General features: G+C 70.7%; 12 protein-coding genes and 4 tRNA genes. 8 read left to right on the forward strand and 8 right to left on the reverse strand.

Translation table 11 applies throughout. The features are described 5' to 3' along the window. Positions 1-622: 622 nt before the first annotated feature. On the reverse strand, positions 623-1,807 hold the full coding sequence (locus DEJ00_RS09395; RefSeq protein ID WP_258373617.1) for an MFS transporter: 1,185 nt from the start codon (positions 1,805-1,807) through the stop codon (positions 623-625). 216 nt (positions 1,808-2,023) lie between these two features. Here DEJ00_RS09395 and DEJ00_RS18260 point away from each other — a divergent pair, with 216 nt between their 5' ends. After that, a complete protein-coding gene (locus DEJ00_RS18260) occupies positions 2,024-2,485 on the forward strand; it encodes a hypothetical protein (protein ID WP_146247931.1) in 462 nt (153 codons plus the stop codon). 301 nt (positions 2,486-2,786) lie between these two features. Continuing rightward, positions 2,787-3,764, forward strand: a complete 978-nt coding sequence (locus DEJ00_RS09410) for a hypothetical protein (protein ID WP_146247932.1) — start codon at positions 2,787-2,789, stop codon at positions 3,762-3,764. On the opposite strand, the gene DEJ00_RS09415 is transcribed toward DEJ00_RS09410, so the two are convergent. Continuing rightward, on the reverse strand, positions 3,761-4,735 hold the full coding sequence (locus DEJ00_RS09415) for a DUF6891 domain-containing protein (RefSeq protein ID WP_111057170.1): 975 nt from the start codon (positions 4,733-4,735) through the stop codon (positions 3,761-3,763). The two genes, DEJ00_RS09410 and DEJ00_RS09415, sit on opposite strands and share 4 nt — an antisense overlap. Positions 4,736-4,833: 98 nt before the next feature. Beyond that, entirely contained in the window at positions 4,834-5,967 is a 1,134-nt protein-coding gene (locus DEJ00_RS09420; protein WP_111057171.1) for a hypothetical protein, read from the reverse strand. Positions 5,968-6,429: 462 nt separating this feature from the next. On the opposite strand from DEJ00_RS09420, the gene DEJ00_RS09425 reads away from it, so the two are divergent. After that, positions 6,430-6,996, forward strand: coding sequence for an AAA family ATPase (locus DEJ00_RS09425; RefSeq protein ID WP_111057172.1), 567 nt, complete (start codon positions 6,430-6,432; stop codon positions 6,994-6,996). A 210-nt stretch (positions 6,997-7,206) separates the two neighbouring features. Here the strand turns inward: DEJ00_RS09425 and DEJ00_RS09430 are convergent, their stop codons facing one another. From DEJ00_RS09430 to DEJ00_RS09445, 4 genes are all read right to left on the reverse strand, one after another. Further along, positions 7,207-7,587: a hypothetical protein gene (locus tag DEJ00_RS09430; protein ID WP_146247933.1), complete on the reverse strand. Its 381-nt coding sequence runs from the start codon at positions 7,585-7,587 to the stop codon at positions 7,207-7,209. Positions 7,588-7,710: 123 nt separating this feature from the next. Next, positions 7,711-7,785 (reverse strand) — tRNA-Val (locus DEJ00_RS09435). Positions 7,786-7,832: 47 nt separating this feature from the next. After that, positions 7,833-7,906, reverse strand: a tRNA-Cys gene (locus DEJ00_RS09440). 82 nt (positions 7,907-7,988) lie between these two features. Beyond that, positions 7,989-8,060, reverse strand: a tRNA-Gly gene (locus DEJ00_RS09445). 215 nt (positions 8,061-8,275) lie between these two features. Between DEJ00_RS09445 and DEJ00_RS09450 the strand changes: the two genes are divergently transcribed. From DEJ00_RS09450 to DEJ00_RS09470, 5 genes are all read left to right on the forward strand, one after another. Next, a tRNA-Val gene (locus tag DEJ00_RS09450) sits at positions 8,276-8,348 on the forward strand. Positions 8,349-8,463: 115 nt separating this feature from the next. Continuing rightward, positions 8,464-10,029: a DUF3375 family protein gene (locus tag DEJ00_RS09455; protein ID WP_111057174.1), complete on the forward strand. Its 1,566-nt coding sequence runs from the start codon at positions 8,464-8,466 to the stop codon at positions 10,027-10,029. Between the two features lie 5 nt (positions 10,030-10,034). Further along, positions 10,035-10,820 carry a DUF4194 domain-containing protein gene (locus DEJ00_RS09460; protein ID WP_258373624.1) on the forward strand — a complete coding sequence of 262 codons (786 nt, stop codon included), beginning with the start codon at positions 10,035-10,037 and terminating at the stop codon, positions 10,818-10,820. Continuing rightward, positions 10,817-14,185, forward strand: a complete 3,369-nt coding sequence (locus DEJ00_RS09465; RefSeq protein ID WP_111057176.1) for an ATP-binding protein — start codon at positions 10,817-10,819, stop codon at positions 14,183-14,185. Before DEJ00_RS09460 ends, DEJ00_RS09465 begins: the two co-directional genes overlap by 4 nt. Before the next feature lie 998 nt (positions 14,186-15,183). Beyond that, the gene (locus DEJ00_RS09470) at positions 15,184-15,471 is read left to right on the forward strand and encodes a hypothetical protein (RefSeq protein WP_139178754.1); all 288 of its coding nucleotides are present in this window, start codon (positions 15,184-15,186) and stop codon (positions 15,469-15,471) included. Between the two features lie 166 nt (positions 15,472-15,637). Here the strand turns inward: DEJ00_RS09470 and DEJ00_RS09475 are convergent, their stop codons facing one another. Beyond that, the gene (locus DEJ00_RS09475) at positions 15,638-17,104 is read right to left on the reverse strand and encodes a peptide MFS transporter (protein WP_111057177.1); all 1,467 of its coding nucleotides are present in this window, start codon (positions 17,102-17,104) and stop codon (positions 15,638-15,640) included. Between the last annotated feature and the right edge of the window lie 110 nt (positions 17,105-17,214).

The following is a 17,214-nucleotide window of genomic DNA, read 5'->3' on the forward strand; positions in this document are numbered from 1 at the left end:
CTGCGGTGCCGGCCTCGTCCGGTCACACCGTACGCGGAACAGCCGGATTCCCGCCAGGGACGGCAGCCTCTCGGTCCCGTCGTCGATCAGCGTCGCGCTGACGCTGACGCCCGACCGGGGAGGAGTCGCGATGCCGGTGGCCCGCGAGCGAGTGCCGCTGTGGCGCACGCCCTGGTGGCACCCTCGCCGCTGGGAAGCCCGTATGTGGGTGCTGCTCGTCGCGGCTGCTGCTGGCGGCGTCCTCCGCGAAGTGGCGCATCCGTTCTACGACGACGGGGTCGAGACGATCGTGAAGTGGATCGGCCTCTGCGTCCCCGGGTGTGTGATCGCGTACGTCGTGGTCGGTCGGTGGATGAAGGGCCTGACCACGCTGTGGAAGCCGTCGTGGCGCGAGCTCCGACGGATCCTGGTCGCGGCACCGCTCGGGATGCTGGCCCTGCGGTTGCTCATCGAGGACGACGACGGGTGGTTGTGGCTGCTCGCCGGGGTGTCCGCCGCGCTCCTCGCGCTCGCGGTGGCTCGCTGGGTCGCTGCCCTCTGCGAACGTCGACGTCGGACGAATGCGTACGGGACGGTGTCCGCTGACCCGTACGCGGAGCGCCCGATGGGCTTCGTCTGTCCCCTACGCGTCCCGTGTGGCGGCGGTCTTCGACGGCAACCGCGACGCCACGAGCGTCCCGACGAGCGCCACCACCGCGAAGGCCGCGAACCCGAACGGCAGCCCGATCGCGCTGCCGACACCACCGACGACGAGCGGTCCGACGGCGTCCCCGGTCTCACGCCCGAGCTCCGCTGAGCCCATGGTCCGCCCGAGCCGGTCGGGCGGTGTCGTGCCGGCGAGGTGCGCGAACGCGACGGGTGTCAGCGTGGCGACACCGGCTCCGGCGAGCAGAGCCGCGATGAAGACGGCCACCGCCGAGGGGGCGACGGCGATCACCAGGAACGCAGCGGCCACCGCGGCCGTCCCGGCCACACCCGCCGCCCCGGTGCCGAGACGCCCGGCGTCGTGCAGTCGACCGGCGACGGGCTGCACGAGCGACGACGTCACCGCGAGGACGGCGACCGCGAGCGTCGACACCAGGAGCGGGATGCCGACCTCGGTACCGAGCGCCGGGAGCATCCCGGTCAGCGCGCCGATCGCAGCGCTGCCGACGGCCAGGACGACGACCGGGATCAGGAACTGGCGGTCCGTGGCCGCTCGGACCATCACGGCGAGCGTCGCCCGCTGCCGGGGCAGGGGCGTGATCGGCTCGACGGCGACGAGCACCGCCACCGCCGTCACGAGGGCCATCACGACGAGGATCCCGAAGAGCCACTGCGTGCTGCCGAACTGCACCACGAGTGCACCGATGACCGGTCCCCCGGCGTAGCCGAGACCCTTCCACGAGCCGTACCGACCGAAGTACGTCCCGCGACGGTGCGCCGGAACGAGGCGGGCGACCGCGGCGGACGATGCCGGCGAGAACGCGGAGGCGCCGGCACCCTGCAGCAGACGCGCGAGGCCGAGCCAGAACGGACCGGTTCCGAAGACGCCGATGAGTGAAGCTGCCGCGAAGACGACGAGTCCGCCGACGATCACCGGTCGCGGGCCGATGCGGTCGGACAGTGCGCCGAGGACCGGCTTGAGGACGAGTTCGGCGACGTCGTAGAGCGCCAGGAAGAGCCCCAGCCACGCGAGCGTCAGGCCGAGTTCGAGGTGCTCGCCACCGACCGCCGCGGCGATGCCGTTCGCCCCGAAGGCGGTCACGAACCCCGCGGCGTACAGCGGAGCGAGCCGAGGGGCGGTGGTCGTCGACGGGGCGGTCACGTGCCCACCTTGGCCGATCACGGGCCGGACCGCCAACGATCACGATCATTCGTCGTGACGGCGTCACGCTCTTCGTCGGCTCCGCCTCTCGCGGTCGACCTGCGGTGTCCACCTGGTGGCCCAGGCTCGGAGCAAGCCTGCCGGAACCCTCACTGTTCGGTCTCGATCGACATGTCGTTGACGAATCGTCAGCGATCGCGACGCATCATGGGTGGCATGAAACCGTGGACTGTGGCCGAGACCACCGAGCTCATCGTCAAGAGCTGGTTGTGGATGACGATCATCACCGCGCCGGTCGGCACCGTCATCGCCGTTGCGTGGTGGAACCCCATCGCCCTCTCCCTCTTCGTTCCGGCCTCGCTCGTCTTCACCGGCATTGGAGCGGCCATCGGCGGCATCGCCTCCATCCCCTTCTCCCACGGACTCAGCCGAGCGCTGATGCGAGTCCGGAGCCGCCTCGTCCACGCCATCGCACACTCACTGCTCGCCGGCGCACTCGCGGCGGCATCCTTCGCGCTCTTCCTCGTCATGAACGATGGGGACGACATCTGGACGTGGCCGCTCATCGCCTCCGCAGCCGCCGGCATCGCCGCAGCGATCGCGCGGTGGCGGCTCGACCGAACCAGGATGACGGCAGAGCCGACACCAGCGGACGCCGTCGCAGATGCCGTGGCATAGCCGGACCACGACCGGCGCCCGTCGGACCTCGGCGGCACAGGGAGCGACGGCCGCACGACCTTCGTCACACGGCGGCGATCCTGACCATGTCCGCTGGTGCGCAGGTGCGGCTCGTACAGGACATGCTCGGACAGCAGCCGGTGCTCGCCCGGGCGGCTCCCTGTCGTGGACCCGCCGCTCGGAAGTCCCGCTCGACTGGCGTCGGTAACGCCCTGCAGGTGGCACACGTCTTTCCGGTGGATGAACTCGAGTTCGTCTGAGGTGGCGACGGCCACTTCCGACCGGTCGATAGGGTCGGTTCGTGGGGAACTCCGTGATGCTGAACGTGCTGGCCGCTTCGTCGCCGATGGTGGGAGCCGACCCGGCTGTTCGCGCCGGGGAGGTCGACCTGGACTCGGTCACCGGTGAGTGGGAAGTGCAGTGGCTCCTGCCGTTCCTGTGGATGGGGTTCGTTCCCGAACCCTGGTTTGCAGCGCACGCTGACCGGCTCCTCGCAGCGCTTGCAGCTGGTGAAGACGAGAGCTCGGGCCTCACCGATGTCGTCGTGCCCTGGTCCACCGCTGCTGAGGCGTTCCGAACGCGGCTGCCAGCGGTGGTCGCCGTGTGGCCGGAGTTCGCTGAGCCCGCGAATCGGTTCCTCTCGGATGTCACCTCGGTGGCGGAGCGGACAACGAACCCCGTCATCCGACTGCAGCTCGATGAGCTGGTCACGGCGTCGTGGGGCGATGAAACGGAACTCAGCCGGTACGTCGCCGACGTCCTCGCTGACGCGGACCAATGGGACGACCCTCGACGGACCGCTGAGGGTCGGGTGTCCGACTTCCACCGGGCAGCGGCAGCAGACGAGCCAGGCCGGTCGTTCCTGCTCGGTGGTGAATGGATGTACGGCGGGTCTTCGTTGCCCCGTGACGAACCGGTGCCGTTGCCGGCTCCGAGCCGGGAGGCACCATCTGCGCCGCACGATGCACGCGTCGACCGTCAGGCGGAGACGCCTCGGGTGCCGAGACCTTCGTGGATCAGCGAGCGGCAGTGGGCCGGCCGCTACGGGACCCGTGGTGAGGACCTCTGGCAGGTCGCAGCTCGGAAAGCCCGAGCGCAGGCGAACGTGTGGCCGTGGCACTGGGCAGTAGCGATCGCGGTGACGTTCGCAGTCGTGACGTGGCTCATCGTCGGCATGTTCTCCGACAGCATGCCGTGGGCAACCGTCGCTGGAGGAGTCGTCCTCGTCAGCGTTGCTGCGCTGTGGGGTCGCGCTGCAGCGCGAGCACGCCGAAGCTAGCGCAGCGGACGTCGCTGGTTCGACCGGGCGGTGCTGATGAACCGGTCCAGTGCGTCGCCGACGTCGTCGTGCCAGGAGCCGTCGGACCAGGCGCCGGCTTTCTCGTCGGTTGCCCAGACGTGCCAGCGGCCGTCCTCTTCGTCAAGCGCTGCCGCGTCGGCGGTTCCCCGCTCGCCGGGCCAGAGGACGCGCAGGCGTTCGTTGGCGACCACCGCGCGGGCTTCGTCCAGGTCGGTGAACGGCAGTGGTTTCCGCCACTGGTCGATGACGACGCCGATGCGCTTGCTGGGGGTGCCGTCCCAGTCGATGTCGAACCCTCGGTCGGTGAGGACGCTGGCGACCCGCTCACCGGCGGTCAGCTGGGACCGTTCGTTGACGGCTGCTTCACCGCGGGTGGAGAGCATCGACTTCGCGACCAGGTCGGGATCGATGTCAGGTGCTGGGCGGAACGACCCGTACGCGAGGCGGAGAACGCACCGGTGCAGGGCGAGCCCGTCCGTGTCCTGCTCGTGGAAGTACACGTACGCCCACTCTCGGTGTCCGTCGGGTGCTGTCTCCTCCGGGGTCCTCCGGTCACGTGCTTCCAGGAACCCGTCGCTCTGGTCGACGCCGAGGTTCATCCCGGTGACGAAGCCGTCGCGGGCGAGCTCCGCGAAGGCGAACTGGAGACGGTCGTACTGGCTGCTGCGCCAGTCCCAGTTTGCTTCCTCTGTCCGGCGTGCATCCCAGATGAGTCGGGTGCGCTCGAGGACAGTGCGGCGGAGCTCGTCAAGGTCCGGTGCGTCGTCCTCGTACCATTCGATGACTGTTTCGACGATGTCGTCGAAGCGGCGGAACCCGGGCAGCATCTGCTCGGTGACCGTTTCGTCGATCATCTGCTCGTCGGGTTCAACCTCGTCGAGGATGTCGTACTCGGTCTGGTCGATGCTGTCGTCCGGCTTCCGCCGCCGCCACCTGTCGAAGATCCCCACGAACGGATCCTATGCGGCGACGGTGTCACGCCGCCCGGACGCGGACCACTGCGGGCTCAGGCAGACGAGGATGCTCGCGGAACCGTGCGGTTCGCGGCCTACGTCTGCGTGAGGACCTTCGCGTGACCGTGGCCGTCGGCGAAGACGTACGCGGACCCTCCGCCGAAGTTCGAGCCGAGGGGGTCTTCGTCGAGCATCGCGACGAACCGGTATCCGTCCGGCGTCTCGTCGTTCTGGATCCACGCCGGGTTCCCGCCCCACTGGCCGGCGACGGTGACACTGTCGGCGCGCGCTTCGAACAACGCGTCGGAGTAGTCATCCGTTCCTGCCTGGTGCACGCCGAGGAGCCACGGTTCACCGGTGAGCACGGCGGTGCCGGATGGTGATGCCGGTCGTCCGGCCGGGTGCAGGTCGCGTCCACCGACGACGATGGCAGCGTTGGACCCGGCGTCCGGGTCCCAGGACGGGCAGGAGCCCGGGTCTGCCTGGCAGATGAAGACGAGGATGAGGCTGCCGTCGTACTCGAGCTGCGCGGTGAACTGCATCGGCTCGTCGTGTTCAGCGCAGGTCGGCCAGTCGAATCCATCGTGAACGGCGGGCAGCCCGCCGAGCCGCGAGGAGACCAACGGCGCGGTGAGGTCCGACCGGTACGCGCCGAGGAGCCGAAGACCGGCTCGGGCTCGGTGCGCTGCGGCAGCGCCATGACTCCGGGTTGACGAGGACGCCGCGCTGAGGCGGATGCTCTCCGGCGTGCCGCTGCGGATGGCGGTCACGACGAACGACGGATCGTCGGTCGGGAGGTCCCATCGCAGGAGGGACCGGTACGGCTCCTTCCCTGTCCCGGTGAACGGGGCAGGACCGTTGTCCTCCGCAAGGAGCATCCGCTCGACCTGCCAGGCGTCCAGGGGTGGGTACCCGGCGGCAGTTGCCTCGGCGACGACTCGGGTTGCGGTTCGCCGAGCGGTCGCCTGCCGGCGCTGGCGGCCGCTCCGGTACAGGACGAGATGGAGCAGGTGCGCGACGATGGGGAACGGGAGCACCCACGCGGCCGCGAGGAGGGACGACTCCCTCTGACTGCGGTAGTCGAACGCGTCGTAGTAGACGGAGATGGCGATGTAAGCGATGACGCCGAACGTGTACACGAGCGTGTAGACGGCGCCGAACACCTTCAGCCCCGGCGGGGTGCGCACCGCGGCAGCAGCGCTGGTGTCGACGATGACGTCCGCAGGCATGTCCGCTGTCAACGGCGGGGACCGAGCGTGAGATCCGAGACGACCGCCCCGCCGACGAACGATGCGACGGCATCTGCACCGGTGAGGACACCGGCGGACGGACGGTGTCGGTGTGGACGGTACGTGTTCATGCTGCTCCCCCGAGAGTGCTCTGCCCTCACGGTACCGCCAGATGCAGCGGGACCAGGCGGGACCGCGTTGCACGTCGTCGCGGGCGGCGACGTGCAGGAGCGCCAGCACTGTGAGGCAGTCGGTGACGAGGCGGAGGGGCCGACCGGGTGTCGCCTGCTCGGTGGCGATGCGGATGCTGGCCGCTTCTGCTGCGGTGGAGTCTGCCATCGGAGGGCGCAGGCAAGCCGTTGCCCACCCTGGCCGAACACGGGCCGCGCCCCCAACGTCGGGCGTGTTCGACCTCCGACGACCCCGTGTGCGGGCTCGTGGCAGCGGCTAGCCTCCGAGGTCATGGACGCTGCTGCGGTCGTCATCATCACCGGTCCGCCCGGCGCAGGAAAGTCGACGACGGCACGGGCGGTCGCTGCTTCGTTCCCGCGTTCGGTGCACCTGCACACGGACGACTTCTGGCACGCGATCGTTTCCGGCTCGGTTCCGCCGTACCGACCAGAGGCGGACGAGCAAAACCAAACGGTCATGCGGGTCATCAGCACTGCGGCGTCCGCGTACGCCGCCGGTGGGTTCGTTGTCGTCGTCGACGGCATCGTCGGGCCGTGGATGCTGCACCACTTCCTGGACCTGGACCCGGGCCCGATCCGGAGCAGGCCACCGCTGCACTACGTCGTCCTCCGTCCCTCCCGCGACGAGACCCTGCGACGAGCGCAGGGCCGGACCGAGCCGGACGCACTCGTCGACGAGGCGCCGGTCCTCGCGATGTGGGCGCAGTTCTCCGCGCTCCGGTCCCTCGAACACCACGTGATCGACACGACGGGACACGCACCCTCGGAGACACTCACCGCGGTCCGTGCGGCCGTCGAGGCAGGCACGTTCCTGCTGCGCCGGAACCCGGTCAGCTGAGCGGCGCGGAGCGGGGCGGGGCGGGGCGGGGAACGGCAACGGGAACGACGAAAGGCCTGCAGGTCCGCCCCGGCGAAACCCCACAGGCAGCGACCGACGGAGTCTGACCCGACCGATCAACCGATCGACCCCGAGATCTCAGCACTGTTGAGGCGCCGGATCATCGGCTCGGTCTGAACCATCCCGGTCGGCCTCGAGGGAACTCCGTCGCTACAGCCGGATCGCCCACTCGATGGTCGGCGGTGATCCGCCATCGTGCCGGAGGGCGTAGTCGTCCAACACCGCCCGGCGGACGTCCACACCGCTCGCGAATCGTTCCAGGTGTGTCAGGAGCCAGTCTGCCGGCGCCTCGTCGATCATCTCCTGCCACGTCGGGCCGAGCACTTCGTCCAGTTCGAGCACGGCAGCGTGGGTGTCACGGCCGTCGAACTCGTAGACCGCGACTCGGCGCGCGGTGAACGCCAGCCAGACTCCTCGTTCGACGACGACGTCACCGGGGTCCCGATCGTTCCGCTGCCACTCGCAGACCTTGTGGAACAGTACCGGCGTGGTGCCGCGTCGGGCACGCTTCCACCTCCGGCCGATCTGCATGTCCACCACCGTACCGGGCGGGGTCCACGGAGCGCCGCGGTCCTGACGGAATGGGAACGGCGAGCAGACCGGAACGAAGAAAGCCCCCGACTGGACCTGGTGGTCCTGCCGGGGGCTTCGTGGTGGTGGGCGATACTGGGATCGAACCAGTGACCTCTTCCGTGTCAGGGAAGCGCGCTACCGCTGCGCCAATCGCCCAAGTCCCTGCGTGGACCGGAGTCCATCAAGGTCTTGGAGGGTGGATCTGGAGGTGGGGACGGGATTCGAACCCGCGTGGACGGCTTTGCAGGCCGCTGCCTAGCCTCTCGGCCACCCCACCATCGAGGTTCACGTCTCCGTGAGTACCCGAACGGTGGGATACCCTCTGGTGAGTCGCGGGCCTTCGAGAAGACCCACACTCGAGCGGATGACGAGATTCGAACTCGCGACCCTCACCTTGGCAAGGTGATGCGCTACCACTGCGCCACATCCGCACTTGTCGTTCCGCTGTCGCGGCGACGACGTAAACTCTATACGCACCGGGGCACTTCCACCAAAATCCTCCCCGTTCACCGGGCGTGTCCCCCGAGTTCATGCGGATCGGGGCGGTTCGACACCCCCTGCGGGCAGCGCGCCACACCCGGGCCGCGCGACGTGTTCGATGCACCGCCGGACTTCCGCTAGTATCGATCCGCACGAACAGTGCAGGGGGCGATTGGCGCAGTTGGTAGCGCGCTTCGTTCACACCGAAGAGGTCATCAGTTCGAGTCTGGTATCGCCCACAGAGCAACACGAACACCACCGACAAGAGCCCGACGCAGCAGCGTCGGGCTCTTGTCATCTCATCAGGCCGCAGCACGCGGGCCAGACCACCAGCACGATCGGACGAAGGGGCGCATGACCGACGTCGACCTCGAGTTCGCCCGGGTCCGAGCGGTCCTCGACCGTCCGACCCTGCGGCTCATGTCCCGGCCGACCAGCGCCACGGTCCTGGCCGTGTTCCGCACGGTCTTCGATCGCGACGTGCAGTACGTCCCCGCCGACCGCATGCACCTGCAGGTCGAGGAGCACGTCGCGCGCCTGCAGGCCGCGGGTGCCCGTGTGCCCGCGAGCGACCAGCCGGTGCCGGCGGCCAGCGCGCAGGCCGACAGCGAGCAGACCGAGGGCGAGCAGGAGGCCCGCCCGAACGGCCGCGCGCTGTGTCGCGAGTGGGTCGGCGCCCAGTGGCTCGTCCGCTCGAACTCCCCCGACGGTGACGAGCAGTACTCCCTGACCAGCCACGCCCTCGAGGCGCTGAGCCTCGTCGACGCCCTGTCGGCCGACCGTGCCCTGATCAGCGAGAGCCGGCTGGCGATGATCGTGGACGCGGTGCACCGGTGGGCGGCTCGCGCCGAACCCGACCCCGACGTGCAGATCCGCCGGATCGACGCCCAGATCGCCGAGCTGCAGGCCGAGCGGGAGCGCCTGGAGCACGGCGACGACGTCGTGGCCGTCGACGACGACCGGATGCGCGACGGGTACACGAACATCTCCGACCTGATCCGGCAGCTGCCGAGCGACTTCAAGCGCGTGGAAGAAGCGGTCGCGACGATGCACCGCTCGATCGTCGAGGACTTCCGGCAAGAGGTCCGCCCGATCGGCGAGATCCTCGACGACTACCTGGCGCGCACCGACAACCTGATGGAAGCGACGCCCGAGGGCCGTGCCTTCGAGGGTGCCTTCGAGCTCCTCCGCGACGACGCCCTGCTCCTGCGGCTCCGCGACGACATCGCGACGATCCTGGCGCACCCGTTCGCGCAGGGCCTCGGAGCCGGCGAGCGTCGGGCCTTCCGCAACACCGTGACGATCCTGCGCCAGGGCATCGAGGACGTCCTCGCCCAGCGCCGTCAGCTCACCGCCACGCTCCGCGACCAGATCGTCGCCCACGACGTGGTGCGCGACCGCGAGCTCGACGCGGTGCTCCGCTCGATCAACCGCGGCCTCGCCACCCTGATGGACCAGGGCGGCGCACGCGACCGGATCCCGCTGCCGCTCCTGCCGGCGGCGGCCGAGGTCGGCACGCTGCGCGAGCGCTTCTACGACCCGGACGCCGAGTCCGTGCCGCCGCCCATCGAGGAACCCGACGACGACGTCTTCGAGGACCTCGACGTCGAGATGCTCCGCAAGCACGGTGGGCCGCTCCTGACCGAGCTGCGCGCGGCACTCCGCTTCGCCGAGGCCGACTCCAGCGTCGATGCGTTCCACGGGCTGCCGCCCGAGCAGCGCCGACCGGTCGAGCTCTTCGGCCTCGCGCACCTGCTGACGGGGCGCGACGACTTCGAGTCGGCCGCCCACGTCGCCGAGCACCGCACGGTCCGCCCCGACGGCACCGCGATCACCTTCCACATGCCCACCGCTGCGCTCGACGACGAGCGCACTCCGGTCGGCGACGCACACGACGAGAACGCACAGGAGGCACGGTGAGCGACATGACGCCGGCACCGGTCGACGACACGGTCCCCTACGACGACCCCGCATCCGTGATGCAGGACGACGAGCGTGACGAGTCCAGCTTCGCCCTCTTCGAGGGCGACGAGGGCCGGCTCGACGAGCACCAGCGACGCGCCCTGGTCGCCCTGCTGCGGCACTCGTACGTCAGCTCCCGCACGCACCCCGACGAGTGGCGTGCGGTCCTCGACGCCGAGTACCAGCTGCGGTCCCGTCTGAACGACCTGTTCCTCGAGCTGCACGTCGACCGTGACCGCGAGGTCGCGTGGAAGCGCCAGGCCCGGTCGGAGAGCCAGCGCCGCACGTTCCCGACCCTGCTCCGCGACCTGCCGTACACCCGCGAGGAGACGATCGTCCTCGTCTACCTGCGGATGCGACTGCGCGCCGACGCCCGACCGGGCCCGGACCAGGTCGTCGTCGACCGGTCCGAGATCCTCGGCCACGTGGCGGGCTTCCGTCCGGCGACCGCGACCGACCGCACCCGCGACGAGGGCCGGGTCGCCAAGGCCATCGAGCGTCTCGTGACCGCACGCATCCTGATCCGCACCTCCGACCCGGACCGTTTCCGGGTGGCGAGCGTCGTCGAGGTGCTGCTCCCCCTGGAGCGCCTGCTCGAACTGGACGCCTGGCTGCGGACCACCACCGCGCAGGGTGAGGCGACCGCCCCGGGCGGCGAGCCGACCGACGGGGACGACCCGGGCCTCCCGGCAGACGGCGAAGCCGAGACCGACACCGACACCGACGACGAAGGCGAGACGGAAGCGTGACCGACACGTTCGAGATCCCGGCGCTCTTCGACACGGTCGCGCAGTGGCGCGCCGAGTCGATGCAGGTCGTCAACTGGGGTGGGTTCCACGGCCACCGGCAGGTCGAGCTGTCCGGCACGGCGACGCTCATCTCCGGCGCCTCGGGCACGGGCAAGTCCACGCTGATGGACGCCTACCTGGCCGTAATGATGCCGTCCGACGTGCCGTTCAACGGCGCCTCCAACGACGCCACCACCGGCCGCGCCCGCAGCGCCGACCAGCGCAACCTGCTCACGTACCTGCGCGGCAAGGTCGACACCCGGCGCGACCCGGAGACCGGCAGCCTGCGCGACGTGAACCTGCGCGGCGACGACCAGACCACCTGGGGCGCTGCGGCGGTCACGTTCCGGAACGACGACGAGCGGCGCTTCACGGTGCTGCGTGCGTACATCGTGCCGAAGCGCGCCCGCGGGGTCGGCGACATCCAGATGACCATGGCGACGGTCGACGACACCTTCGACCTGCGCCGGCTCGAGGAGTTCGTGCCGTCGCGGTTCCACCACCTCGAGCTGACCGGCCGCGTGCCGGGGCTCGTCATCCGCGACACCTACCAGGAGCTCGCGTACACGTTGCAGACCCGGCTGGGCATCGGTGACTCCGGCGGCGGCAACCGCGCGATGCGCCTGCTCGCCCGGATCCAGGCCGGCCAGCACCTGCCGACCGTCGACGCGCTGTACAAGTCGCTCGTGCTCGAGACCCCCGGCACGTACGAGGCGGCCGACCGGGCCCTCGCACACTTCTCCGCCCTCGACGAGGCGTACGAGGCGATGGACACCGAGGAGCGCAAGGTCCGCATCCTCTCCCCCATCACCGACCTGCACGACGAGATCTCGCGCGCGACCGAAGCCGCAGCGGCCCTGGACGGCATCGCGACCGGCGCCGAGGTGTCGCCGTTCGCGCACTGGACGGCCTCGCGGAAGCGCGACCTGCTCGACGCCGAGGTCTCGCGCAACGCCCGGGAGCGCACGGCATCGCGCGCCGAGGTCGCCGCGGCCGAGGCCCGGCACGCCGCCGTCGAGATCGAGCTGCGCGACGCCGAGGCCCGGCTCCGCGACCAGGGCGGCAACGCGCTCGCCCAGCTCGAGGACCGCATCGAACGGCTCACCCGTGAGCGCGACGCCGTGGTCCGCACCCGTGCCACCTTCGACGAGCGCACCGCGGTGCTCGGCACGTCCGTCGCGACCGAGGCCGACTTCACCGCCGCACAGCGCAGCTCGCACGAGTTCCTCGGGTCGTACACCGACGCGCGCACGGCCCTCGACGAGCGCCGCGACGCCCTGACCCGCGAGGAGTACCCGCTCCTCGACCGCGAACGGTCCCTGCGGCAGGAGCGCCAGTCGCTCGAACACCGGCAGGGCGCCATGCCGCTGCCGATGCACGAGGCCCGGCTCGCCATGGCCCGCGCCGCCGGCATCGACCCGGCCGAACTGCCCTTCGTGGCGGAACTGCTCGACGTGCTGCACGGCGAGGAGCGCTGGCGCACGGCCATCGAGTCCGTCCTGGCGCCCGTCGCCCGCACGCTGCTCGTCGACCAGGACCGCCTCGGCGACTTCAGCGAGGCGATCGACGCACTCCGCCTGCCCGTCCGCGTGCAGTTCGAGGGTGTGCCGACCGGGCCGCACCTGGACCTCGACGGCGACCCGGCGATGGTGTCCGGCAAGCTCGCCATCAAGCCGTCGCCGTTCAGCACCTGGGTGCGCGAGCGGATCGAGTCCGACCGCACCGACGCCCGCTGTGTCGCCTCGGCGTCCGACCTCGGCGGTGGTGGCCGCCGGGTCACCGAGTCCGGGCAGCTGCGCGACGGCCGTCGTGGCGCGCACGGTGACCGCCGCCAGTCGAACGTCATCGGCTTCACGAACGAGGCCCGCGTCGCCGCGGTCGAGCAGGAGCTCGCCTCGATCGCGCAGGACCTCGCCACGCTCGAGGCCCGCCGCACCGACGTCGCGCAGGACCTCACCGCGCTCGACGTGCTCCGCGCCGCGCACCAGCACGTGGTCGACGCCACGTGGGCCGCGATCGACGTCGACGGGCTGGGGACGTCCCTCGCCCGGCTCGACGAGGAACGGCAGGCGCTGCTCGCCGCCGACGACGGCCTCCGGACGCTGCGGGCCTCGGTCGCCCGGCTCCGGAAGTCCCTCGACGAGGCTGCCGACCGTCGCTCCGCCGCACGGCTGTCCGTCCAGCGGCTCGAGGAGCGCCACGCGGTGCTCGTCGACGGCCAGGACGCCGCCGCCGAGATCCTCGAGCGCTTCGAGTCCTCGCCCGGTTCGCTGCCGGACGACCAGCAGGCCCGCCTGCTCGAGGAGACCTTCGAGGAGATCGGCGCCCCGGACGGCGTCGATGGGTTCGACGACGCCACGCGACGGCTGAAGCGCCGGCTCGAGGAGCGGCTCACGCAGGCACTCGACGGTGCCGCAGCAGCCTCGACCTCGTTGACGCTGACGTTCCAGAGGTACCAGGATGCCTGGCCCGACCCGAACCTCGGCACCGGTGTCGCGTCGTACCCGGACTACCACGCGATCCTCGACCAGATCGTGGCGACCGGCCTGCACGCGCGTCGGAGCGAGTGGCGTCGACGCCTGTCGCAGTGGAGCGGCGAGGACCTCGTCCCGCTCGCCGGTGCCTTCGACCGCGCCGTCGTCGAGATCGAGGAGCGCCTCGAGCCGGTCAACGAGATCCTGCGGGAGCTGCCCTTCGGCGCGAACCGGGACCGCCTGAAGATCCAGATCCGCCGGGTCACCCGCGAGGACGTCACCGCCTTCCGCCGCGAGCTCCGCGCCCTGTCCGCCTCGGTCGACACCGAGCTGACCGACGACGTGCTGGAGACCCGGTTCCGACGGCTCCGGCGCTTCATGGCGGTCATCCGGCCCGACCCGGACGCCGCCCGGGGCCGCACCACCCAGCGCGACGCGGTGCTCGACGTCCGCCGGCACATGGAGATCACGGCAGTCCGGTACGACACCGACGGGAACGACCTCGGGGTGTACTCGTCACTCGGCGACAAGTCCGGTGGCGAGACGCAGGAACTCGTGGCGTTCATCGTCGGCGCCGCGCTGCGCTACCAACTCGGTGACGAGACCCGTCCCCGGCCCCGGTTCGCGCCGGTGTTCCTCGACGAGGCGTTCATCAAGGCGGACTCGGAGTTCGCCGGCCGTGCGGTCACCGCGTGGCTCCGGCTCGGGTTCCAGCTCGTCGTGAGTGCGCCGCTCGACAAGGTCACGGCGCTCGAGCCGTCGATGGAGCGGCTCCTGTCGATGCGCAAGCACCCTGAGACGGGCCACTCGTCCATCACCGAGATCGCCCGGCTGGAGCCGGCCGCCGTCTGACGCGGGCCGCGGTGAGTGGTCGCGCGTGTCGGCTGGTCAGGACACCCCGCTCAGGTTCGCCGAGCGGTCACGAACTGTCGGATGGCGGCGCCGCAGCCGACACTTCGTGACCACTCGAGGCGGTGTCGGCGGGGTGTCCTGACCACCCGGCCCGCGCTCTGGACGCGACCGACAGCGGCCTGGAGGCGCGGTGCGTGTCCGCCACGGGCCTCCCGGCCGTCGTCCCGCCGGTCGCAACACCCCGCTCACCTCCGCGCGCTGGTCACGAACCGTCGGATGGCGGCGGCGCAGCCGACACTTCGTGGCCACTCGACGCGGTGTCGGCGGGGCGTCCTGACCACCCGGCCCGCGGCCTAGACGCGACCGAGCGGTCTGGAGGCGCGGTGCCGGCCCGCCACGGGCCTTCCGGCCGTAGTCCCCCCGGTCGCAACACCCCGCTCAGGTTCGCCGAGGGGTCACGAACCGTCGCCTGGCGGCGCCGAGGCCGACACTTCGTGACCACTCGACGCGGTGTCGGCGGGGTGTCCTGACCGCCCGGCCGCGGCCTGGAGGCGACCGACGGCGGTCTGGAGGCGCGGTGCGGGCGCGCCACGGGCCTCCCGGCCGTCGTCCCGCCGGTCGCAACACCCCGCTCAGGTTCGCCGAGGGGTCACGAACCGTCGCCTGGCGGCGGCGCAGCCGACACTTCGTGGCCACTCGACGCGGTGTCGACGGGGTGTCCTGACCACCCGACCCGCGCTCTGGACGCGACCGACAACTGCCTGGAGGCGCGGTGCCGGCCCGCCACGGGCCTCCCGGCCGTCGTCCCGCCGGTCGCAACACCCCGCTCACCTCCGCGCGCTGGTCACGAACCGTCGCCTGGCTGCGCCGCCGACGACGGTTCGTGGCCACTCGACGCGGTGTCGGCGGGGTGTCCTGACCACCCGGCGGCCGGGCCGTCAGCGTGTCGGCAGGTGCCGCACAGACGTTCCATGACCACGCGCCGCTACGGTGATGGCGTGTTCGGACGCCGCCGCTCCCCCAGTCCCCGCCCCGACGACGCTCCCGGTCTCGGCATCGGTGCCCTCGTGCAGGTCATCGACACCGATCGGGGTGGCGAGCAGTGGGCCGACGAGCCGATCGGGGTGATCGTGGCTCCCGGCGGGAGTCAGATCGGCGGGACACAGCGCACGTGGACCGTCGCGTTCGAGGAGCCCGTGTACACGAAGGACGGCCGCGGCCCCTTCGAGCGCGCGACCGTCCTGAGTCGTCAGCTGGTGCCGGTCACGACCGACAGCGGCGAGTAGTCCGGGTCAGGGACTCAGTACTCCTCGGAGCCGCTCTTCATCATGGCCGCGACGGCCATGCAGCACCCGACGCCACCGAGGACGCCGACGCCGATGATGATCCCTGCGATGAGTTCGAGCATGGGTGGTGACTCCTTGGTTGCGTCGGCGTGTGGCTCCGCTCAGGTTACCGGATGCCGCGCATGAGCCGCAGCACCGGCTTGGCCAGGAGCAGCAGGACCACGCCCACCACGACGGCGACCAGGCCGAGGATCGTGAAGTACGGGGCCTCGTTCGCCGGGTCGTAGTAGCGGGACAGCACCCCGGTGACGGCGGTGCCGAGCGACACCGACAGGAAGAACAACGCGACCATCTGCGTCTGGAACTTGGGCGGCGCGAGCTTCGTGGCGACGGACTGGCCGACGGGCGAGAGCAGCAGCTCCGCGAGCGTGAAGACCAGCAGGATGCCGACGAGCGCGAGCAGCGGTGTGCCGTTCTCGCCCGAGCCGGTGAACGGCAGGAAGAGCAGGAACGCGAGCCCCATGATCCCGGTGCCGAGGGCGAACTTCGTCGGGGTGGACGGCTGGCGATCGCCGAGCTTGGTCCACAGCGCCGCGAAGACGCCGGACAGCACGATGATGAAGACCGGGTTGATCGACTGCACCCACGACACCGGCATCTCCCACCCGAACAGCGAGCGGTCGAGGCGCTCGTCGGAGTAGACCGTCACGACGGTGAACTGCTGCTGGTAGAGCGACCAGAACACGGCGCTGCCGATGAACAGCGGGATGAACGCGAAGACCCGCGACCGCTCGTCACGGGTGATGCCGCTCGACAGGATCACGACGAAGTAACCGATGGTGGCCAACACGACGACCGCGACCACGACGGTGGGCAGGTTGCCGACGTTGAGCAGGCCGGTCAGCACGGCGACGACGATGACGACGAGCGCGACGACGACGCCGGCACCGATGAGCGGCAGGCGGCGGCGGTCGACGGGGTTCGCCACGTGGCGGACGACCTCGGGTAACTTCTTCCGACGGATCGCGTACTGCACCAGGCCCGCCGCCATGCCGACGGCGGCCAGGCCGAAGCCCCAGTGGAAGCCGAGCGAGCTCTGCAGCAGCCCGGTGAGCAGCGGTCCGAAGAACGCCCCGAGGTTCACGCCGAGGTAGTAGAGCGAGAAGCCGGCGTCGCGGCGCGGGTCCTCGCGGCTGTAGAGGCCGCCGACGATCGTGGTGGCGGTGGCCTTGAGCCCGCCGGAGCCCAGCGCGATGAGCACGAGGCCGACCCCGACCCCGGCCACCCCGGGGATGAGCGCGAGGGCGATGTGCCCGAGCATCACGACGATCGCGCTGCCGAACAGGGTCCGGTCCGCACCGATCAGCCGGTCGGCGATCCACGCCCCGATGATCGTGAACAGGTAGACCGCGCCGCCGTAGGCACCCATGATGCCGGTGGCGATGCCCTTGTCGATCCCCAGGCCGCCCTGCGTGACCGTGTAGTACATGTAGATGAGGACGATGCCCTGCATCCCGTAGAACGAGAACCGCTCCCAGAGCTCCACGGCGAACGGTGTCGAGAGCTCGAACGGTTGCCCGAAGAAGGTGCGTCCGGGACGGCCTTCGCGGTCCGCGGGGGTGGTACATGACATGGCGGCCAGTCTGCCCCTGGCCGGGTGGGCACGCCCAATCGTCGAACACGGCTCATGTCTTTGGAGGGTTCCCACGACCTCGTGACGCCACCGACGACACGGGGTTGTGC

This window comes from Curtobacterium sp. MCLR17_039 (assembly GCF_003234745.1).
In the GTDB taxonomy this organism is placed as follows: Bacteria; Actinomycetota; Actinomycetes; order Actinomycetales; family Microbacteriaceae; genus Curtobacterium; species Curtobacterium flaccumfaciens.